Annotated in this window: 13 protein-coding genes; 11 read left to right on the forward strand and 2 right to left on the reverse strand. The window is 65.3% G+C overall.

Annotation, left to right across the window (positions count from 1 at the left end):
* Positions 1-53: 53 nt before the first annotated feature.
* The 5 genes from NDY25_RS16895 (at position 54) to NDY25_RS16915 (ending at position 5,551) form a co-directional block, all read left to right on the forward strand.
* Positions 54-527: a DUF3574 domain-containing protein gene (locus NDY25_RS16895; RefSeq protein WP_168958972.1), complete on the forward strand. Its 474-nt coding sequence runs from the start codon at positions 54-56 to the stop codon at positions 525-527.
* Positions 528-538: 11 nt separating this feature from the next.
* Entirely contained in the window at positions 539-1,423 is an 885-nt protein-coding gene (locus tag NDY25_RS16900) for an FG-GAP repeat protein (RefSeq protein WP_168958973.1), read from the forward strand.
* 147 nt (positions 1,424-1,570) lie between these two features.
* Positions 1,571-3,172, forward strand: a complete 1,602-nt coding sequence (locus NDY25_RS16905) for a SulP family inorganic anion transporter (protein WP_168958974.1) — start codon at positions 1,571-1,573, stop codon at positions 3,170-3,172.
* Positions 3,169-4,338 carry a lysozyme inhibitor LprI family protein gene (locus NDY25_RS16910; RefSeq protein WP_168958975.1) on the forward strand — a complete coding sequence of 390 codons (1,170 nt, stop codon included), beginning with the start codon at positions 3,169-3,171 and terminating at the stop codon, positions 4,336-4,338. The genes NDY25_RS16905 and NDY25_RS16910 overlap by 4 nt, the downstream gene beginning before the upstream one ends.
* Before the next feature lie 397 nt (positions 4,339-4,735).
* Positions 4,736-5,551, forward strand: a complete 816-nt coding sequence (locus NDY25_RS16915) for a DUF3014 domain-containing protein (RefSeq protein WP_168958976.1) — start codon at positions 4,736-4,738, stop codon at positions 5,549-5,551.
* Positions 5,552-5,696: 145 nt separating this feature from the next.
* On the opposite strand, the gene NDY25_RS16920 is transcribed toward NDY25_RS16915, so the two are convergent.
* Together NDY25_RS16920 and NDY25_RS16925 are read right to left on the reverse strand one after the other, a co-directional pair.
* On the reverse strand, positions 5,697-6,404 hold the full coding sequence (locus NDY25_RS16920; protein WP_168958977.1) for a glutathione S-transferase: 708 nt from the start codon (positions 6,402-6,404) through the stop codon (positions 5,697-5,699).
* A 45-nt stretch (positions 6,405-6,449) separates the two neighbouring features.
* The gene (locus NDY25_RS16925) at positions 6,450-6,758 is read right to left on the reverse strand and encodes a GIY-YIG nuclease family protein (protein WP_168958978.1); all 309 of its coding nucleotides are present in this window, start codon (positions 6,756-6,758) and stop codon (positions 6,450-6,452) included.
* A gap of 369 nt (positions 6,759-7,127) precedes the next feature.
* Here NDY25_RS16925 and NDY25_RS16930 point away from each other — a divergent pair, with 369 nt between their 5' ends.
* The 6 genes from NDY25_RS16930 to NDY25_RS16955 all read left to right on the forward strand — a co-directional run bounded on the left by NDY25_RS16930 (position 7,128) and on the right by NDY25_RS16955 (position 14,467).
* Positions 7,128-9,287, forward strand: a complete 2,160-nt coding sequence (locus tag NDY25_RS16930; RefSeq protein WP_168959002.1) for a TonB-dependent receptor — start codon at positions 7,128-7,130, stop codon at positions 9,285-9,287.
* 64 nt (positions 9,288-9,351) lie between these two features.
* Positions 9,352-10,680, forward strand: a complete 1,329-nt coding sequence (locus tag NDY25_RS16935) for an LLM class flavin-dependent oxidoreductase (protein ID WP_168958979.1) — start codon at positions 9,352-9,354, stop codon at positions 10,678-10,680.
* A 16-nt stretch (positions 10,681-10,696) separates the two neighbouring features.
* On the forward strand, positions 10,697-11,737 hold the full coding sequence (gene mgrA, locus NDY25_RS16940; RefSeq protein ID WP_168958980.1) for an L-glyceraldehyde 3-phosphate reductase: 1,041 nt from the start codon (positions 10,697-10,699) through the stop codon (positions 11,735-11,737).
* 11 nt (positions 11,738-11,748) lie between these two features.
* Positions 11,749-12,732 carry an aliphatic sulfonate ABC transporter substrate-binding protein gene (locus NDY25_RS16945; protein WP_256627585.1) on the forward strand — a complete coding sequence of 328 codons (984 nt, stop codon included), beginning with the start codon at positions 11,749-11,751 and terminating at the stop codon, positions 12,730-12,732.
* Positions 12,733-12,839: 107 nt separating this feature from the next.
* The gene (gene ssuC, locus NDY25_RS16950; RefSeq protein ID WP_168958982.1) at positions 12,840-13,634 is read left to right on the forward strand and encodes an aliphatic sulfonate ABC transporter permease SsuC; all 795 of its coding nucleotides are present in this window, start codon (positions 12,840-12,842) and stop codon (positions 13,632-13,634) included.
* Entirely contained in the window at positions 13,631-14,467 is an 837-nt protein-coding gene (locus NDY25_RS16955) for an ATP-binding cassette domain-containing protein (RefSeq protein WP_233366549.1), read from the forward strand. The genes ssuC and NDY25_RS16955 overlap by 4 nt, the downstream gene beginning before the upstream one ends.
* The last annotated feature ends 191 nt before the right edge of the window (positions 14,468-14,658 follow it).

A 14,658-nucleotide genomic window follows, 5' to 3' on the forward strand; every position in this document is an offset into this window, starting at 1 on the left:
CTGCATGAGCCTGCCCCGATCCGTTGTAACAAATACCCGTTGTGGAGAAGTCGATGAAGTTGCTGCCGTCCTGCCTGCTTGCTGCCATGTTGGCGTTGTCCGCCTGCGCCACCACTCCCGGCGGTGCGCCGGGCTCGACCACTGCCAGCCTGCAAGGCGATGCGGCGCGGCCCGCGACGGCCCGCGGTTGGCTGCGCAGCGAACTCTACTTTGGCGTGGGCGAGGAAACCGGCCCGGCCGATCGCCCGCAGACCCGTACCATCGACGAGACCCAATGGCGCGCCTTCCTGGACAAGGAAGTGACGCCGCGCTTCCCGGATGGGCTGACCGTGTTCGACGCCTACGGCCAGTGGCTGTTTCGTGGTGCCAAGGAGCCGAACCGGCTGGGCACCAAGGTGCTGGTGATCCTGCACGAGGACAGCCCGCAGCGGCGCAACGACATCGAGGCGATCCGCCTGGCCTGGAAGCAGGCCACCGGCCACCAGTCGGTGCTGTGGTCGCGGCAGGCGGTTGAGGTGTCGTTCTGAGTCTGCTGACCATGCGCCTTGAATATCTGCGCCGAATGCGTGTGAGGGCTGCGCGCGCGCTGTTATTCGCCGCGCTTGGCGGGGTGTCGTTCGCGTCCTTGGCACGCGACACCAGCGTGCAGGTGCAGATCGACGCGCACACGCGTGCCACCGCCACACTGGTCGGCGCGCGCCTGCAGGTGGTGTTTAGCCCAGGCGGCAAGGAGCAATGGTTCGACGCGAACGTGGACGACGGCGAAGGCGGCACCGGCGTGGACAGCGACGACTACAACTTCGACGGGCATCCGGATCTTGCGGTGTCGGCGATGCTCGGCCAGGTCAACGAGGCGGTGCTGGTATTTGTGTTCGATCCGGCGCAACGCCGTTTTCGTGCGCTGACCGCGCCCACGCGCCCGGCGGTGCAATGCGAAGGCTTCTTCAACCTCACGCCCGACAAGCAGCAGCGCAGCTTGACCAGCTCCTGCCGCAGCGGGCCGATGTGGTACGCGGATGTGTATCGCTACGCCGCCGATGGGCGCCTGTATGTGGCCAGGACGCAGCAGCCGATCGCCTCGCCCGACATCCAGACCTTGCTGGATCCAGGCACTGACGATGGCATGCCGCTCTCGGTATGGCCGCGTTACGACGCGCGCGGGGCGAAGGTTTCAAGCGAGATCGGCACTACGCTGGAGGCACCGATGCCGGTGCAGCTGCGTGTGCAGGTGGCGCGCCTGCCGCTGTACGCCACGCCTACGGCGACCAGCACCAAGCGCTATCTGGTGCAGGGTGATCGGGCCGACGCGCTGGATGTCAGCGCCGATGCCACGCGCGTGCAGGTGCGCTATCGCAGTGCCGGCCGCAGCGACAGCGTCGGCTGGATCGAGGTCGCTGCGGCGATGCAGGAGCGGACGCAGTAGCGCCTGTGGGCGTCAGCGTGCCGGCAAGCGCCGGACGGGCGCGCCCTTGCATCGACCAGCGCAACGACACGCTCTGATCCATCGCGCCGCTGTCGCGCATGCGGGGCAGCGGCTACCATCGGCCGATCCCCACGCTTCCTGGCTCCCATGTCGGCCTCTTCCTCGCGTACTGCGGCATCGCCGCGCTGGTTCGTCGCCGGCGACCTCAATGGCTTCTTCGGCCTGGTCGTCGACAATCTGTCCATCCTCGGCTTCATCGCGATGGCGCTCATCGGGATATTTCAGTTTCCCGCTGACGTGATATTCGAACGCATGTTTCCTGGCACCGCGTTCGGCGTGCTGGTTGGCAATTTGCTCTACACCTTGATGGCGCGGCGGCTGGCCGCACGCAGCGGGCGCGACGACGTCACCGCGATGCCGCTGGGCCTGGATGCGCCCACCAGCATCGGCATGGCGCTGCTGGTGCTCGGCCCGGCGTTCGTCGGCTTCAAGGCGCAGGGGTTGGACCCGCAGGCGGCCGCCATTGCCACCTGGAAACTCGGCATGGCCTCGCTGGTGGTGATGGGCCTGCTCAAGCTGGTGCTGTCGTTTGCTGGCGAGGCGGTCACGCGCGCGCTGCCGCGTGCGGCCTTGCTGGGTTCGATCGCCGGCATCGCGTTGGTGCTGATGGGCTTGCTGCCGCTGCTGGAAACCTTGCGTTCGCCGGTGGCCGGCTTCGTTACCTTGGGTCTGCTGTTGTACGTGCTGCTGGCCAAGGGCCGGTTGCCGACCAAGTTGCCGGGTGTGCTGGTCGCCTTCGTCATCGGCACCGCGTTGTATTACGGGCTGGGACTGGCCGGACTCGGTGCGCCGGGTTTTGCAGTGCCGGACTGGGCGACGCCGAAGATCGTGTTGCCGCTGCCGAACCTGGGTTTCATCGAAGGCCTGTCGGCCACGGTGGCGTACCTGCCGTTGCTGCTGCCGTTCGGTCTGTTGATGGTGGTGGGTGGCATCAATGTCAGCGAGAGCGCACGCGCGGCGGGCGATGACTACCGCACCCGCGACATTCTGCTGGTGGAAGCCTTCGCCACGTTGGTCGCAGGCGTCTGCGGCGGCGTGGCGCAGACCACGCCGTACATCGGCCAGCCGGCGTACAAGCATATGGGCGCGCGTTCGGGCTATACGCTGCTGACCGGGTTGTTCGTCGGCATCGGCGGCATGTTGGGTGTGATCAGCGGGCTGGTGCAATGGGTGCCGCTGGCGGTGCTGGCACCGATCATCGTGTACGTGTCGATCGACATCACAACGCAGGCGTTTCAGGCCACGCCCAAGCATCACGCGGGCGCGATGGTGTTGGGCTTTCTGCCTTCGGTCGCTTACTTGCTGACCATCAAGGCGCCTGGCTGGATCCCGCCGGAGCAATTGATTGCGCTGACCACCAAGCTCGATGGTCACGGCTTGCCGGAGCTGGCGGTGATCTTCGCGCTAGGCAATGGTTTCATCATCACCGCGATGCTGTGGATTGCTGCGGTAGCGGCGATGATCGATGGCCGGCTGCGACGCGGTGCGGTGTTTCTGCTGGTGGCCGCTGGCCTAACGCTGTTCGGTCTGATCCATTCGGTGGACCCGCGCGGCGGCATCTATCTGCCGTGGTCGCTGCAAGGGTTGGCGCGGGTGATCAGCTGGCAGTTCGTCGGTGCCTATGTCGCGCTGGCGTTGACCTTGCTGCTGCTGTCGTTGCTGCCTGCACGCAAGGAGGCGTTGCAATGAACTATCGCTCGGCCGCGGTGCGGATAGTGGTTGGTGGCGCCCTGTTGCTCGGTGCAAGCGGTGCCTGGGCGGCCTCGTTCGATTGCAAGCAGGTAAGCACTGCGGTCGAAAAACGGCTGTGTGCGGTGCCGGCGCTCGGTGATCTGGACGATCAGTTGGACGAGTCCTATCGGGCGCTGGTGGAGACCACGCCGCGTAGTTCGGTGGCGAGCGTGCGCGATCAGCAACGGGCGTGGCTGCGGCAGCGCAATGCCTGCGCGCAGGACACCAAGCTGGACGACTGCCTGCAGCGCTCATTGAAAGCCAGAGCCGATGTGCTGGCCAAGGCGCTGACTGCACAGCAACAGGCACTGGATCGCATCATTGCCAGCATTTCCACGGCGCCTGCCGACGCTGCGCGCCAGTTGCAGGGCTACGACACGCCGCTGGCCTCGGCGTGGCTGGCTTACTTGCATCAGTTCGTGCCTGCGGCGGGGGTGGATGCGGCGCTGGCTAATGCGCGGTTCGAGAGTGCGCGTAAGGCATTGCGCAAGGTCGACACGTTTGCGGCCTCGTTGCTCGACGATGTGGATGGCATGCCTGCCATGCAGGCACCGGAACGCGTTTTGACGTTGCTACGTTTGTGGATCGAGCGCGACGACAGCGATCAGCGTCCTTACGTGCACTGCTTCATCTTCGCTGCGGTGGGTGAGCCGGCATACGACGCGTTCGGCTCGCTGTATGGGTCGACACGCGACGGGTTCGCGCCGATCTGCAAGCCGCCGGGCGGTCTGTTTGCATTGGCCAGCTGGAAGCAGCTGGATGCGGGCTTTGCCGGGTTGATCGAGGCGTTGAGCAAGGACGCCGGCACCATTCGCTACGCGAGTTACGCCGAGTGGAAAATCATCGCGCTACGCGCGTCGGTGTCGCCGTTGTTGTATCTGACGCCTGCACTGCGCAAGAGCTACGGCGACGATCCGGACAAGGCGATTGCGGCCTGGAGCGGGGAAGACAGCGAGTGGCCGCCGGCGCAACGCAAGGCCGTGCGCGCGTTGCTGCCGAAGGTGCGGGCCGACACGGCGGCGTGGCTGGTGCGCGAGAAGCGCCTGCCTGCGAAACAGGCCGATCAGGTGGCTGCCGCCATCGTGGCGGCTTGGGTGAATGCGCGGTTGGATTTCGCAAGCTGAGAGCGGCGGGCACACCTTACTTCGCGGATATGAGATGGCTGGCGTTGTTGCTTGATGCGGCAACGCCAGGCGGCCTGGTCCGAGACTAGGTAATGTGGATAAGCCGAAGCCGAAGCCTGCGGTCTGCGGCTTCGCTGCAGGGCCCTTGCCCGCCCACCATCGCGGGACACGCCGCAAGTACGTCCATGTAGGCTCTTACGCGGCATCCATGCCGCGTAAGGTCCCGCGACGGTGGGCGGGCAAGGACCAGTGCAGATGGTCGGTGTTCATGGCTTTCAACAAAGCAACCAGCAGACTTTCTGGTGAGGACACCGCGCCCTCGATCGACTAAATCGATGGAACCACCGCGCCATCTCATGGTCACACCATGGATGTTGTCGATGTAAGGAGTTTCACGATGCAATCGAAGTCTTCGCGTTGGCCGTGGCTGCTGGCGGTGCCAATCGTGGCCGGTGCCGCCTGGTGGCTGTTTGGCGGGTCATCCACTCCGTCGGGCGCGTTGCCTGCGCCGATCAGCCAGACCGCAAGCGCTGTGGCAGCCGCTGTGACTCCCGCGCCGCCCGTGCCGGCCGGGCCACGGCATCCGGTGCAGGCGCCCTCGTCCGATGCAGCTGACGCTGCGATTCCCGCGCTGGCACAGAGCGATGCGGCTGCCTGGCAGGCATTGCTGGACCTGGTGCAGGACGATGGCGCGTTGTCGATCGTGCTGCGCAAGCATCTGATCGAGCGTGTTGTGGTGATGATCGACAATCTGACCCAGCCCAGCATCAGCCGCCGTGTCTCGGTGCTGCAGCCGGTGCCTGGTGAGTTGCAGGTCTCCGATGCCGCTGGCGCTGTTGTGATCGATCAGGCCAATGCGGCGCGTTATGCGCCTTACGTGGCGGCATTCACCCAGGTGGATGCGCAGGCGTTGGTGCGCAGTTATGTGCGTTTCTACCCGCTGTTTCAGCAGGCATATGCCGATCTCGGCGCGCCGGATCGTTACTTCAACGACCGCGTGATCGATGTGATCGATCATCTGTTACGCACGCCGGATCCGGCGCAACCGATCAAGGTGGTGCGCGACGAACGCGGCCACTATCGCTTCGTCGATCCTGCGCTGGAAGCGCTGTCGGTTGGGCAAAAAGCAGTGTTGCGGCTGGGGCCGACGCAGGCCGCTGCGGTGAAGGTGCAGTTGCAGCGAATTCGGACGGCATTGCTGCAGGGACGTTGAGGCGGCTTGCGATCAACGCAAGAATGCGGCCGCACTGAGTGCGGCCTTGCATGCTGCGGGGGCATGCATCCGGCGTCGGCATCGGAGCAGGTGATTTCGGTGCCGCTTGCGTTGCGTTGCGATGCAGGAGGCGCAGCCGTATCGATTACGCCGCATCCAGCTCCGGGTAGTGGCGAAAAATGCCGTTGGTATTGAACGCCACACGTCGCTCGGATGCGAGATAGGCGGCGATCCGCGGCCGCTTGGCCACGCGCTGCTGCAAGGCCTTGAGGCCGGGCAGATCGGTCGACAGCGTTGCCATGCGCCTGGGAAACATGTATTCCAGCCCGCTGATCAGCTGAAACAGCGACAGATCCACATACGAGTGCGTGCCCAGTACATGGATGCCGCCTGCCTGCTGCAGCACCTGCTCGAAGTAGCCCAGGAACTTGGGCAGGCGGTTGTCGCGCAGGTCCTTGGCACGCTTGGCCGCTTCGGCTTTCTGGTCTTCGTAATACAGGCCGGTGGCGATCGGATGATGGGTATCGTGCACTTCGGCCACCAGGTCGGTAATGGTCAGCTGCAATTGCAATGCCTGGATGCGCGGTGCATCCGATTCCGGTACTAGCTTCAGCTGCGGCCCAATGAAATGCAGGATCGCTGCGACCTGCGCAACCATCGTTTTGCCGGCCTTGAGGAAGGGTGGTGCGAACGGCTGGGCGCCGGCTTGGTGACCTTCCAGAAAGGCATTCATCACGTCATCGCCTTCCACGCGCGCCACGTCGGTGTAGTCGGCGCCGGCATCTTCCAGTGCGAGGCGGACGAATTCGCCGCGGCCTTGCAGGCCGGTCCAGTAGTAGAGCTGATAGTGCATGCGCTGCTCCGCGGTTGATGGCGGTGCAGCGTAGAAAACACACGGCTAGGCGGGCGTGATCGATGCGTCAGTGAGCTGTGACTCGGCGCCGTCGTGCGCCTGCGCCAGCAACCAGGCCAGCTTGCGCGCGCGCGGTTGCTGCTTGAGCTGCCACTCTGCGCGCGAGGCGGCGGAGCGGTCCGCATACGGGTGGCTGGCAAGCACTTCCAGCGGCGGATTCGCGCGTGTGTAGCGCGCGCCGGTGCCACGCAGATGCGCCTGGAAGCGGCGCTCCAGATCGTTGGTGATGCCGGCGTAATAGCTGCCGTTGCGACACAGCAGCAGGTAGAGGTGCCAGGGCTTGGGTGCATCCATGGAGCCATTATCGCCACTTGATTGGATGTTGTGCATCGGTGGTCTTCGAGCGGGCTTGGCGCCGGCTACCCGCACGCACTGCGGTGCGTGAGTGAATAACCACCTAAACATTGGTTATTTGACGCTTGCAGCAGCTGCAAACAGCATGCGCTATTGCATTGCACTGCCTTCTAAGCCTGCGCTGCGCCCTGTTCGCCGCGCACGCACGGCGCTCTCGAACAACCGAAGTCACTAACGCTGCCACAAGACAGCCGACGCCACGAAAGGACATACATGCCCGCGCGACACCGGACCCCTGCAAGGATCTTTGCTGCTACGAGATGGTTGGCTAAGCCGCAGGTGTTGGCGTGGAGTCTGGCGTGGGCATGTATGCCGGTGCTGGCCGATGAGGTGGGCGAGGCTGCGGCCACACCCGATCGCGCCGCGCAGACCCTGGGCGCGGTGACGGTGACCGCCACACGCCGCGAAACCAGCTTGCAGCAAGTGCCGGTGGCCGTGTCGGTGGTGCAGGGAGAAACGTTGGAGCGCGAGAACCGCAACAGCGTGGCCGACCTGCCGGCGCTGGTGCCCAGCCTGACCTTTCGTACCGGTGCCTCCAACAAGGACACCTCGTTGTTCCTGCGTGGCGTGGGTACCATCTCCACCTCGCCAGGCGTCGAGCCCAGCGTGGCCACGGTGATCGACGGTGTGGTGCTGGGGCGGCCGGGCCAGGCGACGCTGGATCTGCTCGATGTCGAACGTATCGAAGTCCTGCGCGGACCGCAGGGCACCTTGTTCGGCAAGAACGCCTCGGCCGGCGTGCTCAATATCGTCAGCAAACCGGCGCCAGATGTGTTCGGCGGCTATGTGGATTACGCGCACTTCGGTGGCGGCGACGAAGACCGCGTGCGTGCCAGCGTGGGCGGCGCGCTGGTGCCGGAGCTGCTCAGGGCCAGCGCGTCGGCGTTGTGGGCCGAATACGGCGGCAATGTGCGCAATGTGGCCGACGGCCAGACCGTCAATGGTTACCAGCGCTCCGGCGCGCGGCTGCGGCTGGATCTGACCCCGAACCCGAGCTTGAACGCAACGCTGCTCGCCGACTACCTGCAGTCGCGCAGCGACGCGCCCAGCGGTGTGGTGGTGGCCAGCACGCGTGCGGACTTCGCCGCCGCGCTTGCGCCAGTCACTGCCAGCGCCGACAACCGGCAGATCAACAGCGATTACCGCACGCATCTGGAAGACACCAACAAGGGCGCCTCGCTGCAGCTGGATCAGCATCTTGGCGAGGCGTTGCTGACCTCGATCAGCGCGTGGCGGCAATGGGATAACACACAGTTCCAGGATGGTGACCGCACTGCGCAACGCAGCGCGGCGTTTCCGTCCTCGCACGACCGTGGCGATCTGGGTTACACACAGTATTCGCAGGAATTGCGCATCCAGACCCCGCGCGACCGTGCGGTGGAAGCGGTCGCCGGGCTGTATTACCTGCATGCGCGCAACGACGAAACCTATCGCCGCACGGTGACGACGCCCACCGCCAGCAACGTGGGTGTGGCCGATTACGGCACGCGTGCAGAAACGTATGCGGCGTTCGGCGAGGCGACCTGGCATTGGCGCCCGGATCTGCGTGCGTTGCTGGGCGCGCGCTTCACCCGCGACACGCTCGACTATCAACATCGGCGCGTCTCCAGCTCCGCAGCCGCAGTCACAGGCGTTCAGCCCTCCACGGCGAGCAGTGGCAGCACCGCAGAAAACGGCGTGTCGGGTCGCGCCGGCCTGCAATACGATTTCGATGCGCAGACCACCGGCTACCTCACCTATTCGCGTGGCTACAAGGGCCCGGCCTACAACGTGTTCTTCAACATGCAGCCGCGCGATACGCCGGCGCTGAAGCCGGAGACCTCCAACGCCTGGGAACTCGGCTTGAAGGCGCGCGCCCTGGACGATCGCCTCAGTGCAAACGTCGCGTTGTTCCATACCGAGTACGCCAACTATCAGGCCAACTTTTTCGACACCGTGGCCGGGCAGGTGGTGACACGCTTGATCAACGCCGGTCAGGTGCGCACGCAAGGCCTGGAACTGGATCTGGACTATCGGCCCACCGAGCGGCTCAGCCTGGCCGCATCGCTGGCCTACACGCAGGCGCGCATCCTGCGCTTTGCCTGCCCCACCGCAGCAGCGGCCAACTGCAATGTCGATGGCAGGCCGCTGCCGTTTTCGCCGGACTGGAAAGGCAATCTGCGCGCGGGTTACCGGGTGCCGTTACGCGGCAGTCTGGCGCTGGAATTTAACGGCGATGTGAGCTGGCAGGACAGTGTGCAGTACGACCTCAGCCAGACCCCGCAGACCATCCAGGGCCCGTATGCGATCTGGAATGCCAGCATCGCGCTGGCCGACGATGTGCATGGCTGGCGGGTGGCAGTGCTTGGCCGCAATCTCGGCGACCGCTCGTATGCACCGCTGCTGGCCAATGCCACCGGCAATGTGTTCCGGCTGGTGCCGCGCGACGATCAGCGCTATGTCGGGTTGCAGTTGCACAAGGATTTTTGAGCATGCGTGTGATGGTTTTGGATATCGATTTGTACAGTGCGGGCGCTACGCACGGTGGGCTGCAATGAGCGCCGCACGGCAGCTCTCGCTCGGTGCGTTTCTGATGGCCACCGGCCATCATGTGGCTGCATGGCGGCATCCGCACGCCAGTGCCGATCCGCTGGTGTTCGATCATTACCGGCAGATGGTGCGCATTGCCGAGGCTGCCAAGTTCGATGCAGTGTTCGTCGCCGACAGCCTGGCTGCGGCCGGTGGGCCGGTGGCATCGCGGATGGCGCGCTCCAGCCTGTTCGAGCCGCTCACGTTGCTCAGCGCGTTGGCGGTGGTGAGCGAGCGCATCGGGTTGATCGCCACCATGACCACCAGCTACAACGAGCCGTATCACGTGGCACGCAAGTTCGCCTCGCTGGATCATCTGTCCGGTGGGCGTGCCGGCTGGAATCTGGTCACCTCCGACGCCGCCGACGAGGCGCTGAATTTCAATCGCGATGCGCATTACGTGCATGCCGAGCGCTATGCGCGGGCGCGCGAATTTCAGCAGGTGGTCGCAGGGCTATGGGATAGCTGGGACGACGATGCCTTTATCGCCGACACTGCCGCTGGCGTGCACTACGATCCGGCGCGGCTGCACGTGCTGGACCATCGCGGCGCGCATTTTCAGGTGCGCGGCCCGCTCAACATCGCGCGTGCGCCGCAGGGGCATCCGGTGCTGGTGCAGGCCGGCTCGTCCGAGCCAGGGCGTGCGCTCGCGGCCGAAACGGCCGAGGTGGTATTCACCGCGCAGTCGTCGCTGGCCAAGGCGCAGGCGTTCTATGCCGACATCAAGGGGCGGCTGGAGCAGTTCGGGCGTTCGCGCGATGCACTGAAGGTGATGCCGGGTGTGTTCGTCGTGGTGGGGCAAAGCCAGGCCGAAGCACAGGAAAAGTTCGAGCAGTTTCAGGAGCTGGTGGAGCCGGACGTCGGTATCGCGCTGCTCTCGCGCATGTTGGGCAATTTCGATCTGTCTGGCTATCCGCCCGATGGCCCGTTGCCGGAGTTGCCGCTCACCGAAACCGGGCAGCGCAGCCGCCAGCAGTTGTTCACCGAGTTGGCCGGGCAGGAGCAGTTGAGCATTGCCCAGCTCGGTCGGCGCATCGCGGGCGGGCGCGGGCATTACAGCCTGATCGGCACACCGACGCAGATTGCCGATGAGTTGCAGGCCTGGTTCGAGCAAGACGCAGCCGATGGCTTCAACGTGCTGGTGCCGCATCTGCCCGGCGGCCTGGCCGATGTCGCCAACCACGTGGTGCCGGAGCTGCAGCGGCGTGGGCTGTTCCGGCGTGACTATGCAGGGCGCACGTTGCGCGATCATCTGGGGCTGGCACGCCCCGCCAATCGCTTCAGCGCACGCTGATCTACCGGACATTCTGATGACCTATCTCGCACATCCCGATCGTTACGACCGTCTCGCCTATCGCCGTGTCGGCCGCAGCGGCCTGGTGTTGCCGGCACTGTCGCTGGGCCTGTGGCACAACTTCGGCGACAGCACGCCGATCGACACGCAGCGCGCCTTGCTGCGTACCGCCTTCGATCTGGGCATCACCCACTTCGATCTGGCCAACAACTACGGCCCGCCGTATGGCAGCGCGGAAATCAACTTCGGCCGCCTGCTGCGCGAGGATTTCAAGCCGTATCGCGATGAATTGATCATTTCCACCAAGGCCGGTTGGGACATGTGGCCGGGCCCGTACGGGCAGGGCGGCAGTTCGCGCAAGTACCTGCTGTCCAGCCTGGATCAGAGCTTGCAGCGGCTGGGCGTGGACTACGTGGATATCTTCTACTCGCACCGCTTCGATGCGGACACGCCGCTGGAAGAAACCGCTGGCGCATTGGCCAGCGCGGTACAGCAGGGCAAGGCTTTGTACGTGGGCGTGTCGTCGTACTCGGCGGCGCGCACGCGCGAGATCGCCGCGCTGCTGCGCGAGTGGAAGGTGCCACTGCTGATCCATCAGCCGGCCTACAACCTGTTCAATCGCTGGGCCGAGCAGGAATTGTTCGATGCCACGGACGAGGTGGGTGCCGGCGTGATCGCGTTCACCCCGTTGGCGCAGGGCTTGTTGACCGGCAAGTACCTCAATGGCGTGCCCAGCGATGCGCGGGTGAATCGTCCGGGCGGGCAGTCGCTGCGGCCGGAACATCTGTCCGAGGACAACCTGCAGCGCGCACGCGGGCTGGATGCGATCGCGCAGCGGCGCGGGCAGAGTCTGGCGCAGTTGGCATTGGCCTGGGTATTGAGCGATCCGCGCGTGAGCTCGGCCTTGCTGGGTGCCAGCCGCCCGGAGCAGTTGATCGAAAACGTCGCGGCCTTGCAGTCGCCTGCGTTCAGTGCCGACGAGTTGGCCGAGATCGATCGCTTTGCGGTCGAGGGTGGCGTCAACCTCTGGGAAAAACCGTCCACCGATTGGCAATGAGGAGGATTCCGATGCGCTACCGCTTTGTGTTTGTTGCGTTGCTGTTGTCCAGCATTGCGTGGCTGCAACCCGCATGGGCGGCCGAGCCGGCGCAGTTGCGTATCGGCTATCAAAAAGCGGTGTCGAGCCTGGTGCTGGCCAAGCAGCATCGTTTGCTGGAACAAGGCTTCCCGCGCACCAAAATTACCTGGATCGAGTTTCCGGCCGGGCCGCAATTGCTGGAAGCCTTGAACGTGGGCAGCATCGACCTGGGCGGTGCTGGCGATATTCCGCCATTGTTTGCGCAGGCCGCCGGTGCCGATCTGTTGTACGTGGGCTGGGTGCCGCCTACGCCCAAGGCCGAGACCATCCTGGTGCCGGCCAAGAGCACGCTGCGGCGCGTGGCCGATCTCAAAGGCAAGCGGGTTGCGTTTCAGAAAGGGTCGAGTGCGCACAACCTGTTGCTGCGGCTGTTGGCCAAGTCGGGCCTGAGCATGCGCGACATCACGCCGCTGTATCTGTCACCGGCCAATGCACGCGCAGCCTTCGCAGCCGGGCAGGTGGATGCCTGGGCGATCTGGGACCCGTGGTATTCGGCATTGACGCTGGATGGCAGTGCGCGCCTGCTCGCCAACGGCGAAGGGCTGGGATTGACCGGCGGCTTCTTTCTGTCTTCGCGGCGCTATGCCACCGCGTGGGGCCCGTTCGTGCAGCAGGTGATGGGGCAGCTCAATCAGGCCGACGGGCTATTGGAGCGCGATCGCGCCGGCAGCATTCGCGTGCTGGCGCAGGTGAGCGGGCTGCCGCCTGCGGTGGTCGAGCGCACGCTGGCCCATCGCCCGCCGGCCAGCGTGCAGCCGCTCAGCGCCGAGGTCATCAAAGCGCAGCAGGCGACCGCCGATCTGTTCTACGCGCAGCGCTTGTTGCCCAAGCGGGTGTTGGTGGCGCCGGCGGTGTGGCGTGCGCCAGCGGTTGCCGTTGCATCGCCGGCGGGCAAACAAGCGGCGGGCAAGTGATGCGCGTGACCAGAGGCGGACGCAAACGGGAACGGGTGCCGGGCCCCCGGAAACGTGCACATGCGCGCTGTTGTTGCGATGCGTCGCTACAACCGGACTGTGCCGCGATGAGCACCCGCTCGCAGCGTCTGGGCCATCTACTGGTGCCTTGGTTGTTGCCGCTGGCCTTGTTGCTGGCCTGGCAGATAGCAGCCTCCGCTGGTTGGTTGCCGCAGCGCATTCTTCCTGCACCGGATGCGGTGCTGCGTGCCGCAGTGACGCTGGTACAGAGCGGAGAGTTGTGGCAACACCTGGCGATCAGCAGCTGGCGTGCGGCGGTGGGCCTGGCCATCGGCGGCAGCATTGGGTTTGCGCTGGGGCTGCTCACCGGTGTGTCGCGCGTGGCCGAACGCCTGCTCGACAGCGCCTTGCAGATGCTGCGTAACGTGCCGCATCTGGCGCTGATTCCGCTGGTGATCCTGTGGTTCGGCATCGATGAGGGCGCCAAGCTGTTTCTGGTGGCGCTGGGCACCTTCTTCCCGATCTATCTCAATACCTATCACGGCATCCGCAGCGTGGACCCGGCGCTGATCGAGATGGCGCGCAATTACGGTTTGCGTGGCCCGCAGCTGTTTGTCGATGTGTTGTTGCCGGGTGCGTTGCCGTCGATTCTGGTCGGCTTGCGCTTTGCGTTGGGTTTGATGTGGCTGACCCTGATCGTGGCCGAAACCATTTCCACCAGTTCCGGCATCGGCTATCTGGCGACGAACGCGCGCGAATTTCTGCAGACCGACATCGTGGTGGTGGCCATCTTGCTGTACGCATTGCTCGGCAAGCTGGCCGATCTGGCTGCACGCGGATTGGAAGCCTGGTGGTTGGGCTGGCATCCGGCGCAGCAACAGCGTGCGGAGCTGCGCCGATGAGTGCGACCGAGACCGGCTTGCCGCTGACCTTGCGCGGTATCGGCAAGCGGTATGGCGATGCCGAGGTGTTGCGCGGCATCGATCTGGACATCGCACCCGGCGCCAGCGTGGCGATTGTCGGGCGCAGCGGCTGCGGCAAGAGCACCTTGCTGCGCGTGATCGCCGGGCTGGAAGCGGCCGATACCGGCACGGTCGCCAGCGGGCACGCGCCGGTGGCTGCGCAGCGCGATGCGGTGCGCTTGATGTTTCAGGACGCGCGGCTGCTGCCGTGGAAACGCGTGATCGACAATGTGGCGCTCGGCCTGGGCCGTGCCGGTCGCGCGCAGGCACAGGCCGCGCTGGACGCGGTGGGGTTGGGCACACGCGGCGGTGACTGGCCGGCCACGCTCTCCGGTGGTCAACGCCAGCGCGTGGCCTTGGCACGCGCACTGGTGCATCGCCCGCGGCTGTTGTTGCTGGACGAACCGCTGGGCGCGCTGGATGCATTGACGCGCATCGAAATGCAGCAGCTGATCGTGCAGTTGTGGCGGCAGTACGGGTTCACTTTGGTGCTGGTCACCCACGATGTGGCCGAGGCGAGCGCGCTGGCCGATCGCATCGTGCTGATCGAGGACGGCCAGGTTGGCCTGGATCTGCCAGTGCCGGTACCGCATCCGCGCGCACCAGGGGCACCGGCCTTGGCGGCGATCCAGGCGCAGGTGTTGTCGCGTCTGCTGGGGACGGTGCAGCTGCCGACACCAGCGGCCACGGAGAACGCCGAGGACGCCAAGGATGTCGATGCGCGGGAGGGCGCTGCGACGCACGCCACTGTGCCGCTGCGGCGGATCGTTTAGCAGGCTGGTCGTTGGCCCGAGTCTGCCTAAGCCAACGCCAATGCCAATGCGCAAAGCAAACCCGTTTCTCCAACATCGTGCAGCCCCACACCAAGCAGCGTGAGCGGGCCCTGACGCCTCTCATCTGCACTTGCCGCACCCGCTAAACCTTGAAACCCCGCACAGTAGCCGCATCTGCACGGTATCGCCGG

This window comes from Xanthomonas hortorum pv. pelargonii (assembly GCF_024499015.1).
Classification (GTDB): Bacteria; Pseudomonadota; Gammaproteobacteria; order Xanthomonadales; family Xanthomonadaceae; genus Xanthomonas; species Xanthomonas hortorum_B.

Bases quoted from the DNA above. Each gene is read 5' to 3' on its own strand.
- NDY25_RS16895 (WP_168958972.1), top strand. From the start codon at position 54: ATGAAGTTGCTGCCGTCCTGCCTGCTTGCTGCCATGTTGGCGTTGTCC.
- NDY25_RS16900 (WP_168958973.1), top strand. From the start codon at position 539: ATGCGCCTTGAATATCTGCGCCGAATGCGTGTGAGGGCTGCGCGCGCG.
- NDY25_RS16905 (WP_168958974.1), top strand. From the start codon at position 1,571: ATGTCGGCCTCTTCCTCGCGTACTGCGGCATCGCCGCGCTGGTTCGTC.
- NDY25_RS16910 (WP_168958975.1), top strand. From the start codon at position 3,169: ATGAACTATCGCTCGGCCGCGGTGCGGATAGTGGTTGGTGGCGCCCTG.
- NDY25_RS16915 (WP_168958976.1), top strand. From the start codon at position 4,736: ATGCAATCGAAGTCTTCGCGTTGGCCGTGGCTGCTGGCGGTGCCAATC.
- NDY25_RS16920 (WP_168958977.1), bottom strand. From the start codon at position 6,404: ATGCACTATCAGCTCTACTACTGGACCGGCCTGCAAGGCCGCGGCGAA.
- NDY25_RS16925 (WP_168958978.1), bottom strand. From the start codon at position 6,758: ATGGATGCACCCAAGCCCTGGCACCTCTACCTGCTGCTGTGTCGCAAC.
- NDY25_RS16930 (WP_168959002.1), top strand. From the start codon at position 7,128: ATGCCGGTGCTGGCCGATGAGGTGGGCGAGGCTGCGGCCACACCCGAT.
- NDY25_RS16935 (WP_168958979.1), top strand. From the start codon at position 9,352: ATGAGCGCCGCACGGCAGCTCTCGCTCGGTGCGTTTCTGATGGCCACC.
- mgrA (WP_168958980.1), top strand. From the start codon at position 10,697: ATGACCTATCTCGCACATCCCGATCGTTACGACCGTCTCGCCTATCGC.
- NDY25_RS16945 (WP_256627585.1), top strand. From the start codon at position 11,749: ATGCGCTACCGCTTTGTGTTTGTTGCGTTGCTGTTGTCCAGCATTGCG.
- ssuC (WP_168958982.1), top strand. From the start codon at position 12,840: ATGAGCACCCGCTCGCAGCGTCTGGGCCATCTACTGGTGCCTTGGTTG.
- NDY25_RS16955 (WP_233366549.1), top strand. From the start codon at position 13,631: ATGAGTGCGACCGAGACCGGCTTGCCGCTGACCTTGCGCGGTATCGGC.